This window comes from Corallococcus sp. AB049A, assembly GCF_003668885.1.
GTDB lineage: Bacteria > Myxococcota > Myxococcia > Myxococcales > Myxococcaceae > Corallococcus > Corallococcus interemptor.
Genome location: NZ_RAWL01000030.1, coordinates 15,076 through 36,450, shown reverse-complemented (window position 1 = coordinate 36,450; position 21,375 = coordinate 15,076). Strand labels below are relative to the sequence as shown.

At 72.3% G+C, this 21,375-nt stretch carries 1 protein-coding gene; it reads left to right on the top strand.

Features of this window, described 5'->3' with window-relative positions; genetic code table 11:
- Window positions 1-21,322: non-ribosomal peptide synthase/polyketide synthase (locus tag D7X55_RS05470; RefSeq protein ID WP_121722431.1), on the top strand; the 21,322-nt coding region annotated here is incomplete at its 5' end.
- Window positions 21,323-21,375 lie beyond the last annotated feature (53 nt).

Here is a 21,375-nt window from a genome sequence, read left to right as displayed (position 1 = left end):
CCAGTACGCGGACTTCGGCGCGTGGCAGCGCCACAGCGTCGCGGGCAACCACCTGCCGGAGCAGGACCAGGGCTGGCGGCAGCGGCTGGCCGGCATGCCTCGCAGGCTGGACCTGCCCACGGACCGTCCGCGCCCCACGGACAGCCCGCTCACCTCCGCGCGCATGACGGTGGACTTCCCGCCCGCGCTCGCCCGCGAGCTCACGGCCTTCACGCGCCGCGAGGGCTTCACCGGCTACATGGCCGTGCTGGCCGCGTGGCAGACGGTGCTGCACCGCTACAGCGGCCAGACGGACGTCGTCGTGGGCACGCCCATCGCCAACCGCACGCGGCCGGAGCTGCTGCCGCTCATCGGCTACGTGGCGCACTCGGCGGCGTTCCGCACGCGCTTCACTGACGGCCTCACGTTCCGTGAGCTGCTGGCCCAGGTGCGCGAAGAGGTCGCCGACGCGCAGACGCGTCCCGACGTTCCGTTCGAGTACCTGGTGGAAGCCCTCATCCCAGGCAAGGACATCGGCCGCGGACGGATGACGGACTCGGTGTTCGTCTACCACACGGGTGCGGCCGCGGGCGCCACGACGCTGAACCTCACCGGCCTGCGTGGCTCGCTGGTGGAGGTGCCGGGCACGCCCGTGCAGTGGGGCGCCACGCTGGCGGACCTCACGCTCGTGCTCTCCGAGTCCCACGGCCGCGTCCACGGCGCCCTGGAGTACGCGACGGAGCTGTTCGACGCGGCCACCGTGGCGCGGCTCGTGGAGCACTTCCAGGTGCTGCTCGGCGCCGCGCTGGCCCGGCCGGAGACGCCCGTCTCCCACCTGCCCCTGGCCACGGAGGCCGAGCGCCAGGCCTGGCCCGCGCCTCGGACCTCAGCGGGCTTCACCTCCGTGCCGGCCCTCCTCGCCGAGCGTCGCGAGCGTCACGCGGACGCCATCGCCGTCTCGCGTGGGGACACGCACTGGACCTGGGCGGAGCTGGGCGGCCGAGCGGAGGCCCTGGCCTCGCGCCTGAAGGCCCTGGGTGTGCCGGCGGGGACGCCCGTGGCGGTGTGCCTGCGCTCATCGCCGGAGAAGCTGTCCGCGCTGTGGGCCGTGCTGTCCGCGGGTGGCGCGGCCATCGCGCTGGGCCCCGCGGATCTGGCGCGGCTGTCCGTCTACGCGCCGGAAGGCGCCCGCGTGCCGGTGCTCGTCACCACGCGCAACCTGGTGGCCTCCGTGCGAGTGGAGGCCTCACGCGTCGTGTACGTGGAGGACGTGGGGGCCCAGGGGGCTTCGTCCAGCGTCTCCGCTGACGCGAACACCCTGGCGTGGCTACTGCCCACGGACCCGGGGCAGCCCGCGTGGGCCCTGGGACACCGCGAGCTGGCGGAGTTCTTCACCGCCCTGGACACGCGCCTGTCGCCCCCGGATGGCGGCGCATGGCTGTCCGCGAGCGAGCCGTCCGCGGACCGCCCGGAGCTGGAGGCGCTGTGGGCGCTCACGCGCGGACTGCGCGTGGTGTACCCGCCGGAGCGCATCACCGCGGGGCTGGTGAACCTGCACGGGGGCGGGCCTCGCGCGAAGGCCATGGACCTGAGCCTCATCTACTTCGCGAACGACGAGGACACGCTCCAGGGCCCCAAGTACGAGCTCCTGATGGAGGGCGCGAAGTACGCGGACGCGAACGGGTTCTCCGCCATCTGGACGCCGGAGCGGCACTTCCACTCGTTTGGCGGTTTGTACCCGCAGCCGGCGGTCATCTCCGCCGCGATCGCGGCCGTCACGAAGCACGTGCACGTGCGCTCGGGCAGCGTGGTGCTGCCGCTGCATGATCCGTTGATCATCGCGGAGCAGTGGTCCGTGGTGGACAACGTGTCCCAGGGCCGCGTGGGCCTGTCCGTGGCCACGGGCTGGCACACGCAGGACTTCACCTTCGCGCCAGCCAACTTCGAGCGGCGCCGCGACATCCTCCTGGAGAAGCTGGCCACGCTGCGCGCGCTGTGGCGCGGCGAGCGCTTCAAGCGTCCCGGCGGCGCGGGCACCACCGTGGAGGGCGCGCTGCGTCCGAAGCCGGTGCAGAAGGAGCTGCCGGTGTGGCTCACCGCCACGTCCAACCCGGAGACCTTCCGCATGGCGGGCGAGCTGGGCGCGGGCGTGCTGACGGGCCTGCTGTCCCATTCGCTGGAGGAGCTGAAGCCAAAGGTGGCGCTGTACCGGGACGCGTGGCGCCGCAATGGCCACCCGGGCCGCGGCCACATCACCTGCATGCTGCACACGTACCTGGGCGACGACGAGCAGGAGGTGTTGCGGCTCGTGCGCCAGCCGCTGCTCGCGTACTTCCGCAGCTCGGTGGACATCGTCACGTCGCTGCTGCTCACCCAGGGCTACCAGGGCGACATCCAGAAGCTGTCTCCGGACGACATCAACGCGCTGCTGGAGCACACGTTCGAGCACCACGCCAAGACGACGGGACTCGTGGGCACGGTGGACGGCGCGCTGCGGCGGTTGCGTGACGTGCGCGCGGCGGATGTGGACGAGGTGGCGGCGCTCATCGACTTCGGCCTGGACACCCCGGTGGTGCTGGAGGGCCTGCGCCGGCTGGCGGTGGTGCGCGAGCGCATGGACGCGGAGGCCACGGCCCGCCAGGAGCAGGTGCTGGTGGAGGCCGAAGCGGGCGTGGAGGGCCTGCTGGAGCTGGCGCGTCAGTCCGGCGCGGTGCTGGTGCACACGTCGGCCCGTCTGGCGCGCACGTTGAGCGAGCTGCCCGGGGCGCGCGAGTCGCTGTCCCGAGTGGGTGCGCTGGTGGTGGAGGGCGCGTCGGTGGAGCTGGGCGCGGCGCTGCACCGGGCCGCGGGCGTGGAGGTGTGGCTGTCGGGTGATGCCCAGGAGGGAGCGCTGCTGCCACGCACCCCGCGCGAGCGCATCCCCGCGAACCTCCAGGCCTGGGTGTTGGACGCGGCCGGACAGCCGGTGCCCGCGGGCGTGGTGGGCGAGCTGGCCCTCGCGGGAGCAGGCCTCCCCACGGCGCTGTGGCGCGCGGGTGATGAAGAGCACCGCCGCCTGGTGCCGCACCCTCGCGAGTCCGCGGCCAGGCTGTACCGCACGGGCCGCCATGCCCGCCTGCGCGCGGATGGCCGCGTGGAGCCGGTGGCCTCACCGTCGCGGCTCCCCCCTCCGCCCGTGGCGCGTCCCGCCGTGGAGGCTCCGCGTCCCGTGGCGCCCACCGGTGCGGAAGCCGCACGACCTGGAGCGCAGCTCACCGGTACGGAGGCCCTGCGGCCTGGAGCGCATCCTGCTGGCCCGAACGCCGTAACGCCTTCCTCTGGTGCGAATGCTCCTCTCGTGAACGCGGGGCCGCCGCCCATTCCGCGCGTGGGCCGCGACACGCCGCTGCCCCTGTCCTTCGCGCAGCAGCGCCTCTGGTACCTCCAGCAGCTGGAGCCCGGCAGCGGTGCGTACAACAACCCGTCCCTCTTCCGCCTCGTCGGAGAGCTGGACACAGACGCACTCCAGTCCGCGCTGGATGCGCTGGTGGCGCGGCATGAGGTGCTGCGCACCACGTACTCACTGGAGGGCGACCGCGCGGTGCAGAACATCCACCCGCCGCGAGGCCTGCCGCTCCAGCGGCGCGACTTGGCGGGCGACACGCCCGAAGCGCGCGAAGCGGAGATGCTGCGCTTCTGCAAGGCGTACGTGCTGCTGCCGTTCGACCTGGAGAAGTCCGTGCTGCGCGCGACGCTGCTGCGCCTGGAGCCCCAGGTGCACGTGCTGGCGCTCGTCTTCCACCACGCGGTGTCCGACGCGTGGTGCAACATGGTCATCGCGCACGAGCTGACGGCGAACTACGCCGCGTTCCGCGCGGGCCTCCCGTCCCCGTTGCCGGAGCTGCCGGTGCAGTACGCGGACTACGCCGTGTGGCAGCGCGCGTGGCTGGACGGCGGCGAGATGGAGGCCCAGCTCTCCTGGTGGAAGCAGCGGCTCTCCGGAGCGCCCAACCTGGAGCTGCCCACGGACCGGCCGCGTCCCGCTGTCATCTCCTTCGCGGGTGCCCGGCACCGGTTCACGCTGCCCCCGGACGTGTCCACACCGCTGCTGGCCCTGGGCCGCAAGCACGGCGCCACGTCGTTCATGGTGTTGATGGCGCTCTTCCAGACGGTGCTGTCGCGCTACTCCGGCCAGGACGACTTCGTGGTGGGCACGCCCATCGCGGGCCGCACCCGTCCGGAGGTCGAGTGGCTGATGGGGTGCTTCATCAACACCCTGCCCTTCCGCGCGAAGCTCTCCGGCCTGCCATCCTTCGCGGAGCTGCTGCGCCGCGTGCGCACCCAGGCCCTGGAGGCCTACGCACACCAGGACGCTCCGTTCGAACGCGTGCTGGACGCGCTGAACCTGCCGCGAGACCTGAGCCGCACACCGCTGTTCCAGGTGAGCATCAACGTCGTCAACACGCCGGAGTCCGAGGCCCGTCCCGCGGGGCTGGCGCTCAGCGGCGTGACCGTGCCCACGGACACGTCCAAGTTCGATCTGGGCTTCGAGGTACTGGAAGGCCGCGACGGCTTCACCTGCAGCCTGGAGTACGCCACCGCCCTCTTCGACGCGGCCACCATCGAGCGCATGGCGGAGCACCTGGTGGGCCTGGCGCGCGCCGTCGTCTCAAGCCCCCAGACACCCATCGCCCTGCTGCCGTTGCTGGCGGATACGGAACGTCACCAGGTCCTGGACGCCTGGAACGACACGTTCCGCGACTACCCGCATGACGCGTGCATCCCGGACCTCTTCGCCCGTCAGGCCGAGCTGCGCCCCGACGCGGTGGCCCTGGAGTCCGGTGACGAGCGCCTGACTTACGCGCAGCTGGACGCGCGCTCGAACCAGTGGGCGCACCTGTTGCGCCAGCACGGCGTGGGCCCCGACGTGCTGGTGGCGGTCTCGCTGGACCGCTCGGTGGAGCTCATCGTCGCCCTGCTGGGCATCCTCAAGGCCGGGGGCGCGTACGTGCCGCTGGATGCGTCGTACCCGGCGCCGCGCCTGACCGCGATGCTGGAGGACGCCCCCGCGAAGCTGCTCATCACCACGCGCAGGACGCGCGAAGCGCTGCCGGTGGAGCTGCCGTCCCTCTTCGTGGAGGAGGCGCCCGTCGCGGAGCTGCCCACGTCGCGAGTGGAGGACACCGGCCTGCGCTCGCGCCACCTGGCCTACGTGGACTTCACGTCCGGCAGCACCGGCCGGCCCAAGGGCGTCGCGGTGGATCACCGCGCGGTGATGCGCCTGCTGCACCACCCGACGTACGGGCACCTGGGGCCGGAGGAGACGTTCCTGCTCGTGGCGCCCATCTCCTTCGACCCCACCACGCTGGAGATCTGGGGACCGCTGCTGCACGGCGGAAAGCTGGCGGTGTTCCCGCCCACGTCCCCGTCGGACGTGGACCTGCTGGCGAAGGTCCTCCAGCGCCACGGCGTCACCACGCTGCTCCTGACGTCGGGCCTCTTCACGCAGGTCGTGGACGTGAACCTGGAGGCGCTGCGCGGCGTGCGGCGCGTGCTCGTGGGTGGTGACGTCGTGTCACCGGTCCACGTGCGTCGGGTGCTGGAGTCCGGCCTGGGGACCGCCGTCACGGCCTGCTACGGCCCCACGGAGACGACCCTCCTCGCGTCCACATACTCCGTGCCGGACGCGGCGTCCGTGGGCACGACGATGCCCATTGGCCGGCCCATCGCGCAGACGCAGCTCTACGTGCTGGACGCGCACGGACAGCCGGTGCCCCCGGGCGTCCCCGGCGAGCTGTACGTCGGAGGCGACGGCCTGGCGCGCGGCTACGCGTCCCGGCCGGACCTCACCGCGGAGCGCTTCGTCCCGCACCCCTTCTCCTCCCGGCCCGGAGAGCGCCTCTACCGCACGGGCGACCTGGCGCGCTGGCGGCGCGACGGGGTGATGGAGTTCCTGGGCCGCGTGGATCACCAGGTGAAGGTGCGCGGCTTCCGCATCGAGCTGGCGGAGGTGGAGGCCGCCCTGCGAGCCTGGCCCCACGTGCGCGAGGCCGTGGCCTGGGTGCGCGAGGACGTGCCCGGCGACAAGCGGCTCGTGGCCTACGTCGTCCCGGACGGCGGGCTGCTCGACACGAGCGCGCTGCGCGACTTCATGCGCCAGCGCGTGCCGGAGTTCATGCTGCCCTCCGCGTTCGTCACCCTCGCGGCCCTGCCGCTGACGGCGCAGTCGAAGGTGGACCGCAAGGCCCTGCCCGCCCCCGAGGGCCAGCGCGCCTCACGCCGTGAGTACGTCGCGCCCCGCACGCACATGGAGCGGACGCTGGCGCAGGTGCTGGCCCAGGTGCTGCGCGTGGAGCGCGTGGGTCTGGACGACAACTTCTTCGAGCTGGGCGGCGACTCCATCATCAGCCTCCAGGTCGTCGCGAAGGCGCGGCAGGCCGGCGTGCAGCTGCTGGTGAAGGACCTCTTCCAGCACCCCACCCTGGGCGCGCTGGCGGCCGTGGCCCGGGTGAGCGCGGCCAGCCTCGCGGAGCAGGGCCCGGTGGTGGGCGACGTGCCCCTCACCCCCATCCAGGCGGGCTTCCTGGAGCGCGAGCCCGTGCACGCGCACCACTTCAACCACGCCCTGCTCCTGAAGGCGCGGCAGCCGCTCTCGCCCGCGCACCTGGAGCAGGCCTTGAAGGCGCTCGTCGTCCACCACGACGCCCTGCGCCTGCACTACCTCCGGGGCCCCGAAGGCACCTGGCGCCAGCGAGACGCCGGGCCGGACGAAGCCACGCTCACGCTGCTCCAGGTGGACCTCTCCGCGCTCCCGGCCGAAGCGCGCCGGGCCGCCATGGAAGCGGAGGCCACGCGCGTGCAGGCGTCCTTCGACCTGGCCGCGCCGCCGCTCGTGCGGCCGGTGCTGTTCCACTTCGGGCCGGGCGAGGAGCAGCGCCTGCTGCTCGTCATCCACCACCTGGTCGTGGACACGGTGTCGTGGCGGATCCTCATCGAGGACCTGGAGACGGCCTATCGCCAGCTCCAGTCCGGCCAGGGCGTCACGCTGCCCGCGAAGACGACTTCCTTCCTGGCGTGGTCCCGGCGGTTGGAGACGCACGCCCTGTCGGACGTGATCGGCGCGGAGGCCGCCTTCTGGCTGGAGGCGGCGCGCGCGGACGTGGCACCGCTGCCCGTGGATGGGCCGGGGCCGCGCACCTACGCCACGCACCAGACGGTGGCCGCGGAGCTGGACGCGGAAGCCACGAGGCTGCTGCTCCAGGAGACGCCGGGCGCGTGGCGTGCGCGCATCGACGACGTGCTGTTGACCGCGCTCGGTGTGGCGCTCAGCGAGTGGACCGGCAAGCCGGACATCCTCATCGACCTGGAGGGCCACGGCCGCGAGGAGCTGTTCGCGGACGCGGACGTGTCGCGCACCGTGGGGTGGTTCACGTCCCTCACCCCGGCCCTGCTGCGGCTGCCCTCCGAGGGCACGCTGGGAGACCGGCTGCGCGCCGTGCGAGACACGCTGCGCGCGTGGCCCGGCCGGGGCATCGGCTTCGGGCTGCTGCGTCACCTGGGCCCCGTGGAGACGCGCGCCCGGCTGGCCGCGCTGCCCCAGGCGCAGGTGTCGTTCAACTACCTGGGACAGCTGGACGGCTCGGCCGCCGCGAGCGCCCTCTTCGCCATGAGCGACGAGCCCGTGGGCCCGAACGTCGCGCCCCAGGCCGCGCATCCGCACGCGCTGGTGGTGGACGGCTCGGTGCTGGATGGACGGCTGCGCCTGGCCTTCGGCTACAGCCCGCAGCTGCATCACGAAGAGACCGTGCGGGCCCTGTCCCAGCGCTTCCTCTCCGCGCTGCGCGAGCTCATCACCCAGCGCCACTCGGAGGACGCGCGCCGCCGCACGCCGAGCGACTTCCCCCTGGCGCGCCTCTCCCAGGCCTCGCTGGACGCGGTGCTGGCGGCGCAGGGCCCCACGGTGGAGGACCTGTTCCCGCTGTCCCCGCTCCAGGAGGGCATGCTCTTCCACGCCCTGGAGGATCCGCACGCGGGCTTCTACGTCGAGCACACCGCGTGGACGTTCCACTCGGACCTGGACGTCGCGCTGTTGCAGCGCACGTGGCAGACGGCGGTGGACCGCAACCCCATCCTGCGCACCGCGTTCGTGTGGAAGGACCTGGAGACGCCGCTGCAGGCGGTGCACTCGCACGCGACGCTGCCGTTCGAAGTGCATGATTGGCGCCACCTGCCGGAAGCAGCGCAGCAGTCCGGCCTGGACCGCCTGATGGCCGAGGACCGCTCGCGCGGCTTCGACGTGTCGCGAGCGCCGCTGTCGCGCATGACCATCGTGCGGCTGGCGGACGCGCGCTGGCGCTGCGTGTGGAGCCACCACCACCTGCTGTTCGACGGCTGGAGCCTGGGCCTGTTCTTCCAGGAGGTCTTCGCCCTCTACGACGCCCTGCGCGCCGGGACGCCGCTGCCCGCCGCCGGACGTCCGCCGTTCCGCGACTACATCGCGTGGCTGGGCCAGCGTGACGCCGCCGAGGACGAACGCTTCTGGCGCGGCCAGCTGGCCGGCCTGTCATCGCCCACGCCCCTGCCGGCGGTGCGTCCGCCGTCCTCGCAACCCACGGGCGTGGTGAATCAACCCGACCTGGCGCTCGTGATTCCAGAGGCCCGGACCGCGGCGCTGGATGCCTTCGCGAAGCAGCACCAGCTCACGCTCAACACGCTGACGCAGGCGGCCTGGGCGCTGGTGCTGGCGCGCCACGCGGACACACGCGACGTGCTGTTCGGCACCACGCTGGCGGGCCGTCCGCCGGAGCTGGCGGGCTCGGAGGCGATGCTGGGCCTGCTCATCGCCACGCTGCCGGTCCGCGTCTCGCTGCCGGACGGAGACGCGCCCGTGCTGCCGTGGCTCCAGTCCGTGCAGGCGAAGCTGCTGGGCATCCAGCAGCACCAGCACACGCCGCTGGTCGCCGCGCACGGGTGGAGCGACATCCCCCGGGGACAGCCGCTCTTCCAGTCGCTGCTCATCTTCGAGAACTACCCCTTCGACGAATCCCTGCTGCGCCGCTCCACCGCGCTGGACCTGCGCGACCTGGTGATGGGCGAGAGCACGAACTACCCGCTGGCGGCCTCGGTGCTGCCGGGCCGCGAACTCCAGCTGCACCTCACCTACGACGCGAGCCGCTTCGACGAGGACGCCGTGCGCCGCGTGCTGGGCCAGTGGCGGCAGGCGCTGGAGGAGCTGGCCCGGCCCGGAGTCCGGCTGGCCGACGTGTCCCTCGTGTCCGCTGAAGACCGCGCGTGGCTGTTGCGCGCGGGCCTCGGTGACATCGTGGGCTTCGAGCGCGACTCCACGGTGCACGGCCGCTTCGAACGGCAGGCCGCGGAGACACCCGACGCGGACGCAGTGAAGTTCGGCGAGACGACGCTGTCCTTCCGTCAGCTCAACGCGAGGGCCAACCCGCTCGCGTGGCACCTGCGTTCGCTGGGCGTGGGCCCGGAGGCGACGGTGGCCCTGTGCCTGGAGCGGTCGGCGGAGGTCATCGTCGCGCTGCTCGCGGTGCTCAAGGCCGGTGGAGCCTTCGTGCCGCTGGACCCCAAGGCCCCGGCGGCGCGCAAGTCGTTCGTCATCGAGGACAGCCGGGCGTCCGTGCTGATCACGACGCAGGCGCTGCAAGATGCGTGGCACCCGGACGTGCCGCACCGGGTGCTGCTGGACGCGGAACCTGTCGGACAGTCGGACAGGTTCTCGGAGAACCCGCCGCCGGTGGCGGGCCCGGAGAACGTCGCCTACGTCATCTACACGTCGGGCTCCACGGGCGCGCCGAAGGGCGTGATGGTGCAGCACCGCTCGGTGCTCCACCTGCACAAGTCGATGACGTTGAGCATCTACGAGGACCTGCCGCCCGCTCAGCGCATCACCGTGAACGCGCCGCTGTACTTCGACGCGTCCATCGAACAGGTGATCCAGCTGTTGTCCGGCTACTGCCTGGTCATCGTCCCGGAGGACGTGCGCCTGGAGCCGGAGGCGCTGCTCGCGTGGCTGGAGCGTGAGCGCATCGACGTGTTCGACAGCACGCCGTCGCAGCTCAAGCTCCTGCTGGCCGCTGGGCTGCTGGAGCGCAACCACGTCCCCAAGCACTTCTCCATCGGCGGCGAGGCGATGGACGAGGTGACCTGGCGGCAGCTGGCCGCGGCGAAGCGAGGCCGCGCCTACAACGGCTATGGCCCCACGGAGGTCACCGTGGACGCGACGGTCAGCGTCGTCCAGGGCGCGCCCCAGCCGGTGCCCGTCATCGGCAGGCCCATCGCCAACCTGCGCGCCTACGTGCTCGACGCGAACCTGCGCCTGGCACCCATCGGAACGCCAGGGGAGCTGTGCCTCGCGGGTGAAGGCCTCGCGCGAGGCTACCTGGGCCAGCCCGCCCTCACCGCCGAGCGCTTCCTGCCGGATCCATTCAGCGCTGAGCCTGGAGCGCGCCTCTACCGCACGGGCGACAAGGCCCGGTGGAGAGAGGACGGCACGCTCGACTTCATGGGCCGCCTGGACTTCCAGGTGAAGCTGCGCGGCAACCGCATCGAGCCAGGCGAAATCGAAGCCACGCTGCGCGCGCACCCGGGCATCCGGGACGCGGTGGTGCAGGTCCACGACGACCGGCTCATCGCGTACGTCGCGCCCCAGGTGGACACGTCGCCCCTGCGCGAACACGTGCGTCAGCGCCTGCCGGAGTACATGGTGCCCGCCGCGTTCATCGCGCTGGACGCCCTGCCCCTCACGCCCAACGGCAAGGTGGACCGCAAGGCCCTGCCCGCGCCGGAGTCCGCCCCCGCCACCGAGCGCGTCATCGAACCGCCGGCAACCCCCACCGAAGCAGCACTGATCCCACTCTGGTCCGAAGTGCTGCGAGTCCCCGCCGTGGGCCGCCACGACGGCTTCTTCGAGCTGGGAGGCCACTCCCTGCTGGCCACGCAGCTGGTATCGCGAATCCGCACGCACTTCGCCGTGGAGCTGCCGCTGCGAGCCCTGCTGGAAGGCCCCACGGTCGCGGCGCTGGCCGAACGCATCGACGCGCTCCGGAAGCCAGAGGCCCCGGCGTCCGCCCTGCCCGCGCTGGTCCGAACGGAGCGGCCCGAAGTGCTGCCCCTGTCGTTCGCGCAGCAGCGGCTGTGGTTCATCGAACAGCTGGGCACCGCGGGCAACGCCTACAGCCTGCCGAGCATGATCGCGCTGGAAGGCACGCTGGACATCATCGTGATGCTCGCGGCGTTCGACGAACTGGTGCGCCGTCACGAAGCGCTGCGCACGACCTTCCGTTCGCACGAAGGCACGCCGTCGCAGGTCATCCACCCGCCCTTCCCCATGCCGCTGCGGAACGTGGACCTCTCCGCGCTCCCGACGGCGGAGGCGCGTGAGGCGGAGGCGTCGCGGCTGGCGCTGGAGGAGACGCGCACCCCGTTCGACCTGGAGCAGGGCCCGCTGTTCCGAGGCCTCCTGATGAAGCTGGGCCCCACCGAGCACCGGCTGCTGCTCAACACGCACCACATCATCTCCGACGGCTGGTCCACGGGCGTGCTGGTGCGCGAGATGGGCGCGCTCTACACGGCGTTCTCCGAGGAGCGACCGTCGCCGCTGCCGGAGCTGCCGGTCCAGGTCGCGGACCACGCCCTCTGGCAGCGCGGATGGCTCCAGGGGGACGTGCTGGAATCGCAGCTGGCGTACTGGCGCGGGCAGCTGGAAGGCGCCGCGCCCTTCCTGGAGCTGCCCACGGACCACCCGCGTCCGGCGCGCCAGTCCTTCCGGGCCGGCGTGCAGCCCCTGACGCTGCCGAGCGGCCTGAGCCATGCGCTGGAGACGCTGGCGAAGCAGACCGCCACCACGCCCTTCATGGTGCTGCTCGCGGCCTTCCAGCTGCTGCTGCACCGGTACGCGGGCCAGGAGGACGTGCTCGTGGGGGCGCCCATCGCGGGCCGCCGACACGCGGAGGCCGAAGCCCTCATCGGTTTCTTCGCGAACACGGTGGTGCTCCGCACGCGGGTGCGCGACACGCTCCGCTTCCGGGAGCTGCTGGAGGCGGTCCGCACCACCACGCTGGGCGCGTACGAGCACCAGGACCTGCCGTTCGAGAAGCTGGTGGAGGTGCTCCAGCCGGAGCGCGACCTGAGCCGTACGCCGCTGTTCCAGGTGACCTTCGCGCTCCAGAACGCACCCATGCCGGAGCTGTCCCTGCCGGGCCTGACGCTGCGCCTGCTGGAGGCCCACGCGGACGTCACCCTCTTCGACCTTCAGTTCGCGCTGATGCGCACGCCCGGTGGGTTCGACGGCGCCCTCGTCTTCAACGAGGACCTGTTCGAACCGTCCACGGTGGCCGGCATGGCGGAGCACCTGCGCGTGCTGCTGGAGGCCGCCGTCCGCGCGCCTGACACACGGCTGTCCCAGCTGCCGTGGCTGACGGAGGCGGAGCGTCAGCGGCTGCTCGTCGCCTGGAACGACACGGCCCGGGACTACCCACGCGACGCGTCCGTGCCCGCGCTCTTCGCGGAGCAGGCCGCGCGCACCCCGGACGCCATCGCGCTCAAGTCTGGCGCGAAGTCGCTCACGTACGCGGCGCTGGAGCGCGCGTCGAACCAGCTGGCGCACCACCTGCGCCGCCAGGGTGTGCGGCCCGGCCACCGGGTGGGCCTGAGCCTGGAGCGGTCCTTCGACCTCATCACGGGTCTGCTGGGCATCCTCAAGGCCGGCGCGGCCTACGTGCCGGTGGACGCGAAGGCGCCCGCGGAGCGCATCACCTGGATGCTCCAGGCGGCCAGCGTCAGCGTGCTCGTCACGCAGGAGGCACTGGCGGACGAACTGCCCCAGGTCACGGACCTCCAGGTCCTGCTGGACGCGGATGAAGCGGTCATCGCGCGGCAGCCGGAGACGCCGCTGGACCTGGACGTGCCCGCTGACGCGCTGGCCTACGTGATGTTCACGTCGGGAAGCACCGGCCGGCCCAAGGGCGTGTGCATCCCGCACCGGGGCATCACCCGCCTGGTGCGAGGCGCGGACTTCATCCACTTCGGTCAAGAGGAGGTCATCCTCCAGCTGGCCCCCATCGCGTTCGACGGGTCCACGCTGGAGATCTGGAGCGCGCTCCTCCACGGCGCGACCCTGGTGCTGGCGCCGCCCAAGGCCCTGTCGCTGGAGGAGCTGGGAGCGCTGCTGCGGCGCGAGGCCATCACCACGCTGTTGCTCACCGCCGCCCTCTTCGACCAGATGGTGCTCCACCAGGGCGACGCGCTGGCCCGGGTGAAGCAGGTGATGGCGGGGGGCGACGTGCTGCCCGTGGATCGCGTGCGCGAACACGTGAAGCGGCTGCCCGCGAGCGCGGTGCTGATCAACGCCTACGGCCCCACGGAGAACACCACGATCTCCGCCACGCACACGCTGCGCGCCGGGGATGCCGTGGGCAGCTCGGTGTCCATTGGCCGGCCGCTGACCAACTCCACGGTGTGGGTGCTGGACACGGCGCTCCAGCCCGTGCCGGCCGGAGTGCCGGGCACGCTGTACGTGGGCGGAGACGGCCTGGCCTGGGGCTACCTCCAGCGGCCGGACCTCACCGCCGAACGCTTCATCCCCCACCCCTTCGCCACCGGGCCCGGTGCACGCCTCTACGACACGGGCGACCGCGTGCGCTGGCGGCGCGACGGGACCTTGGAGTTCCTGGGCCGCACCGACTTCCAGGTGAAGCTGCGAGGCTTCCGGATTGAGCCGGGCGAGGTCGAAGCCGTGCTGCGCCAGTCGCCCGAAGTCCAGGAGGCGGTGGTCGTGGTGCGCGAGGACGTGCCCGGCGACAAGCGCCTCGTGGCCTACGTCGTTTCCAGCGACGGCATCGACACGGGCGCGCTGCGGGTGGCCGTGCAGAAGCAGCTGCCGGACTACATGGTGCCCTCGGCCATCGTGGTGTTGCCGGAGCTGCCCCTGAGCCCCAACGGCAAGGTGGACCGCAAGGTCCTGCCCACGCCGAGAGCCCGTGCCGCGGACAGCGCCACCTCCGCGCCCCGGAGCGCGCTGGAGAAGGCGCTCGCGGACATCTGGGCGGACGTGCTGCACCTGGAGGCCGTGGACCTCCATGGCGACTTCTTCAAGCTGGGAGGGCACTCGCTGCTGGCCACGCAGGTGGTGTCGCGCATCCGTTCGACGTTGGGCGTGGAGCTGCCGCTGGCCGAGCTGTTCCGCTCACCCACGGTGGCGTCGCTGGCGGAGCGGCTGGTGAACGCGCGCCGCACCCAGGCACCGCCACTGGTCCGAGCCGAGAGGACGACCGCGCCGCCGCTGTCCTTCGCGCAGCAGCGGCTGTGGTTCATCGACCAGCTGGAACAAGGCAGCCCGCTCTACAACATGCCGCTGGCCTTGAGCCTCACCGGCGACCTGGACGTGGACGCGCTGCGCGCCAGTCTGGACGCGCTGGTGGCGCGGCATGAATCCCTGCGCACCACGTTCCGCATGGAGGCGGGCAAGCCGGTGCAGGACATCCACCCGGAGGGCCACGTCCCCCTGGAGACGGTGGACCTGACGGCCCTGGGCAGCCGCGCCGCGAGGCAGGCCGAAGCCTGGCGCCTGGGGCACGCGGAGACGCTGCGCCCGTTCGACCTCGCGCGCGGGCCGGTGATCCGCGCGCTGCTCCTGAAGCTGGAAGCGCGCGAGCACCTGCTGGTGCTGCACCTGCACCACATCGTGTCCGACGGCTGGTCGCTGGGAGTCCTCGTGCGGGAGCTCACGGCCCTCTACGAGGCCCGCCGTGCGGGCCGCGACGCCGCCCTGCCGGAGCTGCCGGTGCAGTACGCGGACTTCGCGGTCTGGCAGCGCGGCTGGCTCCAGGGCGGCGTGCTCCAGGCCCAAGTGGAGTGGTGGAAGCAGCAGCTGTCCGGAGCGCCCTTCGTGCTGGACCTGCCCACGGACCGGCCAAGGACCGCCACCGCCACGCAGCGAGGCGGCCTGGTCCGGGTGACGCTGCCTCGAATCCTGAGCGAGCGCGTGGAGGCCCTGGCGCAGGCCGAAGGCGCCACGCCCTTCATGGCGCTCCTGGCGGCGTTCCAGGCCGTGCTGTCGCGAGTCTCCGGACAGGACGACGTGCTGGTGGGCTCACCCATCGCGAACCGCCGGCACGCGGAGACGGAGGACCTCATCGGCTTCTTCGTGAACATGCTGGTGCTGCGAGGCCGCTTCAGCGCGAAGACGACCTTCCGCGAGCTGCTGGCCCAGGTGCGCGCCACCACGCTGGGCGCGTACGAGCACCAGGACATCCCGTTCGAACACCTGGTGGACGCCCTCCAGCCCGAGCGCGACCTGGGCCGCACGCCCCTGTTCCAGGCGATGTTCGCGCTCCAGAACGCGCCCGCGCCGGAGCTGGCCGTGCCCGGCCTGACCGTGGCCCCGGCCGACTTCGGAGAGGGAGCGCCCACGCAGTTCGAGCTGGCCCTGGACCTGAACCGGACCCGCGACGGCTACGAGGGTCGCATCCACTACGCGGCGGATCTGTTCGATGCGAGCACCATCGAGCGGATCGTCGCGCACCTGCGACGGCTGCTGGAGGCCGTCTGCGACGCGCCCGACCTGCCACTGGCGGACGTGTCGCTGGTGTCGCCGGAGGAGCTGGCGCGCCTGGTGCGCATGGGCAGCGGCGAGCTGGTGGACTTCGAGCGCGACGCCACGCTGCACGGCCTCATCGAGCGCCAGGTGGCGCGCACCCCGGACGCCCCGGCCGTGGTGTTCGGGGAGATGGCGCTGACGTACCGGCAGCTCGACACGCGGGCGAACCAGCTCGCGTGGCGGCTGCGCTCCATGGGGGTGGGCCCGGAGGTGCGGGTGGCCCTGTGCATCGAGCGTTCGGTGGAGGCCATCGTCGCGCTGCTCGCGGTCCTCAAGGCCGGAGGCGCGTTCGTGCCGCTGGACCCCGGAGCCCCGCCCGCGCGCAGGGACTTCATGTTGAAGGACAGCGGCGCGGCCGTGCTCGTGACGACCGAGGCCGCATGCGGGGACTGGAGTCCGTATGGCGTCCAGGAGCTGTGGCTCGACGTGGAGCAGGCCGGCCTGGGAGCCCTCTCGCATGAGCCCCTGCCGTCGCTGACGGGCCCGGAGCATCTGGCGTACGTGCTGTACACGTCCGGCTCCACGGGCACGCCCAAGGGCGTGATGGTGCAACACCGCTCCGTGCTCAACCTTCACCGGGCCATGGGCCGCGCGCTCTACGCGGGCCAGCCCCGGGGGCAACGCGTCACCGTCAACGCGCCGCTGTACTTCGACGCGGTGATGGAGCGCGTGGTCCAGCTCATCGACGGCCACTGCCTCCACGTCGTCCCGGACGCGCTGCGTCTGGAGCCGGAGGCGATGCTCGCGTGGCTGGAGGAGCACCGCATCGACTCGCTGGACTGCACGCCCGCGCAGCTCAAGCCGCTGCTGGCGGCCGGGCTGCTGGAGCGCTCCTGGGTGCCACCTCTCATCGTGCTGGGCGGCGACGCGCTGGATGCCGGGTCATGGCGAAAGCTCGCGGCGACGGACCGCACGCGCGCCTTCAATGCCTACGGCCCCACGGAGTGCACCGTCGGCACGACGGCCGCGCCCATGCAGGGCCGCGCCCGGACGGAGCCTGTCATCGGCCGGCCGCTGGCGAACCTCAACGCGTACGTGCTCGATGCCCGGCAGCGGCTTGTCCCCTTCGGCACGCCGGGTGAGCTGTGCTTCTCCGGCGAAGGCGTCACGCGCGGCTACCTCAACCGGCCGGACCTCACGGCCGAGCGCTTCCTGCCGGATCCGTTCAGCGCGGAGCCGGGAGCGCGCCTCTACCGCACGGGAGACAAGGCCCGCTGGAAGCAGGACGGCACACTGGAGTTCATGGGCCGCCTGGACTTCCAGGTGAAGCTGCGCGGCTACCGCATCGAGCCAGGCGAAGTCGAAGCCACGCTGCGCACGCACGCCGGAGTCCGAGACGCGGTCGCGCTGGTGCGCGAGGACGTGCCGGGCGACGCGAGGCTCGTGGCCTACGTGGTGACGGACGGCGACACGGAAGTGCTGCGCGAGCATGTGCGCCGGCACCTGCCGGAGTACATGGTGCCGTCCGCCTTCGTCATCCTGCCCGTCCTGCCGCTGACACCCAACGGCAAGCTGGACCGCAAGGCGCTGCCCTCGCCGGAGGCGCGGCTGCGCGCCGCTCACACGTACGAGGCCCCGGTGACGCCCGCGGAGGTGGTCCTGGCCTCGTTGTGGGAGGAGCTGTTGAACATCCCCGTCGTGGGCCGCAACGACCACTTCTTCGAGCTGGGAGGCCACTCCCTGCTGGCCACGCAGCTGGTGTCCCGCATCCGTGAACGGTTCGGCGTGGACGTGGGCGTCCGGGCGCTGTTCGAGTCCCCTACGGTGGCGGCGCTCGCCCAGCGGCTGCCGGACGCACCGGAGGCCAGCGCCCTGCCACCGCTGCGCCCCGCGGAGGGCCCTGGCCCGCATCCGCTGTCGTTCGCGCAGCAGCGGCTGTGGTTCATCGATCAGCTCGACCCGGGCAGCGCGCTCTACAACATGCCCGCGGCGCTGCGCCTCACGGGCGCGGTGGACGTGCCCGCGCTCCAGCAGGCCTTCGACGCGCTGGTGGAGCGCCACGAAGCGCTGCGCACCACCTTCGAAACCGTCGACGGAGAACCCCGCCAGCACGTGCACCCCGCCCCCACCGGAGTCCTGCCGGTGGTGGACCTGACGGACCTCCCGGAGGACGCGAGAGAAGCCGAGGCCGTCCGGCTCGCGAGCGAGGACGCACTGACGCCCTTCCATCTGGACGTAGGGCCGCTCGCGCGCCTCACGCTCCTCAAGCTGGGAGCACAGGAGCACGTCCTGCTCCTGTGCCTGCACCACGCCATCGGAGACGGCTGGTCCATGGGCATCCTGGTGCGCGAAGTCACCGCGCTCTACGAGGCCTTCCGCCAGGGCCAGCCCTCACCGTTGGCCCCGCTGCCGGTGCAGTACCCGGACTTCGCCGTATGGCAGCGCGGCTGGTTCCAGGGCGAGGCCCTGGATGCGCAGCTCGCCTGGTGGAAGCAGCAGCTGGCCGGAGCCCCGCAGGCCCTGACTCTGCCCACGGACAAACCCCGTCCGCCCCAGCGGTCCGCCAGCGGCGCGGCCTTCCCGGTGCGTCTGTCCCCAGCCTTGAGTGAAGCCGTGGAGGCCCTGGCCCAGGCGGAGGGCGCCACGCCCTTCATGGTGCTGCTCGCGGCGTTCCAGACGCTGCTGTACCGGTACTCAGGACAGGACGACCTGCTGGTGGGCACATCCATCGCGGGCCGGCGCCACGCGGAGACAGAAGGCCTCATCGGCTTCTTCGTGAACACGCTGGTGCTGCGCGCGAGGTTCGACGGTCAGCCGTCGTTCCGGAGGTTGCTCGCGCAGGTGCGCGCCACCACGCTGGGCGCGTACGAACACCAGGACCTCCCCTTCGAGCGGCTGGTGGAAGCGGTGCAGTCCACGCGCGACCTGTCGCGCACGCCGCTCATCCAGGCGCTCTTCGTGCTCCAGAACGTGCCGGACGCGGAGGTGCGCCTACCGGAGCTGACGCTGCGTCCGGTGGAGGTGGACCTGCCCACGACGAAGTTCGACCTGGACCTGTCATTGGGCCGCACGGAGCGAGGCTTCGAGGGCGTCCTCTCCTACGCCACGGACCTCTTCGAGCCCGCCACGGCCCGAAGACTGTCCGAGCACTTCCTCCAGTTGCTGGAGGGCGCGGTCGCGAAGCCCGATGCCGCACTGGACGCCCTGCCCCTGCTGACGGCCGAGGAGCGCCAGTGGGTGCTGGAGGAGTGGAGCGGCGAGACGGCCCCCTTTGAAAGCGACCTGTCCTTCGCAGCGCGCTTCGAACAGCAGGTGACGCGCACGCCCAAGGCCCCCGCCGTGGTGATGGGCGACACGACGGTGTCCTTCCACCAGCTCAACGTGCGCGCGAACCAGCTGGCGCATTACCTGCGCTCGCTGGGCGTGGGCCCGGACGTGCCGGTGGCCTTCTGCCTGGAGCGCTCGCCAGAGGCCATCGTCGCCATCCTGGGCATCCTCAAGGCGGGCGGTGCGTACGTGCCGCTGGACCCGGTGGCCCCGGAAGCGCGCCGGGCCTTCATCCTGGAGAACAGCGGCGCGGCCGTGCTGCTGACGACGCAGGCGCACCTGGAGGCGTGGCAGCCGCAGGTGCGGCACGTGGTGCGGCTGGACGTGGATGCGCGGCGCATCGACGCGTCGTCGCCGGCCAATCCGCGCGTGGCCCTGCGGCCGGAGCACCTGGCGTACGTCCTCTACACGTCGGGCTCCACGGGCACGCCCAAGGGCGTGATGGCGCGGCATCGCTCGCTGGCGCACCTGAGGCACGCGATGAACGCGGTGGGCTTCGCCGAAGCGCCCAGAGGGCTGAGGGTGGCGGTGAACGCGCCGTACTACTTCGACGTGTCGGTGGGGCAGCTCGTCCTGATGCTGGAGGGCCACTGCCTGTGCCTCGTCCCGGAGCCCGTGCGGCAGGATCCGGAGGCGATGCTCGCGTGGCTGGAGCAGCGCCGGGTGGACGTCCTGGACTGCACTCCGTCGCAGTTCAAGCTGCTCCTGGAGGCGGGCCTGCTGGTGCAGACGCACGTGCCCGCCTACGTCCTCCTCGCGGGGGAGGCGGTGGACGAGGTGACGTGGCGCACGCTCGCGGAGACGCGGCGCACCCGGGCCTTCAACCTGTATGGCCCCACGGAGGTGACGGTCTATGCGACCTGGGAGCGCATCTCGGGCACGGCGCACCCCACGCCCGTCATCGGGCGGCCCCTGCTGAACACGGGCGTGTATGTGCTGGATGCGAACCTGGCGCCCGTCTCGGTGGGCGTCCCCGGGGAGCTGTTCCTCGCGGGCGAAGGACTGGCTCGGGGCTACCGCAACCGCCCGGACCTCACGGCCGAGCGCTTCATCCCCCACCCGTTCAGCACCGAGCGCGGAGCCCGCCTGTACCGCACGGGCGACCGGGTCCGCTGGAAGCAGGACGGCACGCTCGACTTCATGGGGCGCGTGGACTTCCAGGTGAAGCTGCGCGGCTTCCGCATCGAGCCGGGAGAGATCGAAGCCGCGCTGCGCATGCACCCGGGCATCCGCGACGCGCTGGTGCTGGTGCGTGAAGACGCGCCGGGAGTGCAGCGGCTGGTGGCGTACGTGGCCCCGGAGGTGGACACCGCGCCGCTCCGAAGCCACCTCCAGCGGTCGCTGCCGGACTACATGGTGCCGGCGGCCTACGTCGCCCTGCCCGTCCTGCCGCTGACACCGAACGGCAAGGTGGACCGCGCGGCGCTGCCAGCGCCGGTGGACGAAGCCACGAGCACCGAAGCGAGGGTCGGCCCCAGGGACGAACGGGAGGCCCTGCTTGAACGCCTCTGGGCCGAAGCCCTGGGCGTGTCCGCGGTGGACGTGCGCACCAGCTTCTTCGAACTGGGTGGGCACTCGCTGCTGGCGGTGCGGCTGATGGCGGCGGTGCACCGGGAGACGGGCCGGAAGCTCCCGCTGTCGACGCTCTTCCAGGCCCCCAGCGTGGAGCGCTTCGCGGTCCTGCTGCCCGCCGCCGGGCCGAAGCCCTTCACGCCCCTGGTGCCCTTCACGAACGCAGGCACCGGCACGCCGTTCTTCTGCGTGCACCCGGTGGGCGGCAACGTGCTGGCCTACGCGGAGCTGGCTCGAAAGCTGGGGCCGGATCAGCCCTTCTACGGGATCCAGGCCCACGGCCTGGACGGCGAAGGGCAGCTGCTGGACACGGTGGAGGCCCTGGCCGCCAGCTACGTGCGCGAGGTGCGGAAGGTCCAGCCCCACGGTCCGTATCGCCTTGGCGGCTGGTCCCTGGGCGGCGTCATCGCCTACGAGATGGCGTGCCAGCTGCGCGAGGCCGGTGAAGCCGTGGAGCTGGTGGCGATGTTCGACTCCTACGTCCCGGAGACGGTGCCGGACTCGGAGCCGGACCTGGACCGCGCGCTGGCGGTGGGCCTGTTCGCGCAGGACCTGGGCGTGGACCTGGCGGCGCTGGAGTCCGAGGTGACGCTGGAGAAGGTGCTGGACGCCGCGGCCCAGGCCGGAGCGCTGCCGCCCGGCGTGGACGCCACGGCCCTCTTCCAGGTCTTCGAGGCCAACCTCGAAGCAGCCCGGCGCTACCACCCGCCCGCGATGGATCAGCGCGTGCTGCGCATCCAGGCGGAGGACTCGGGCGACACCGACGGCGGCTGGACGGCGCTCGTGGGAGACCGGCTGGAGTCGCACCGCCTGCCGGGCAACCACCACACGCTGCTGCGCGCTCCCAACGTGGAGGCCGTGGCGGAGCTGCTGGCGAAGGCGCTCAGCGACACGGACAAGGCATGACGAAGAACCCCGCTCCCTCAAGTCGAGGGGGCGGGGTCCGTGAACCGCGTCAC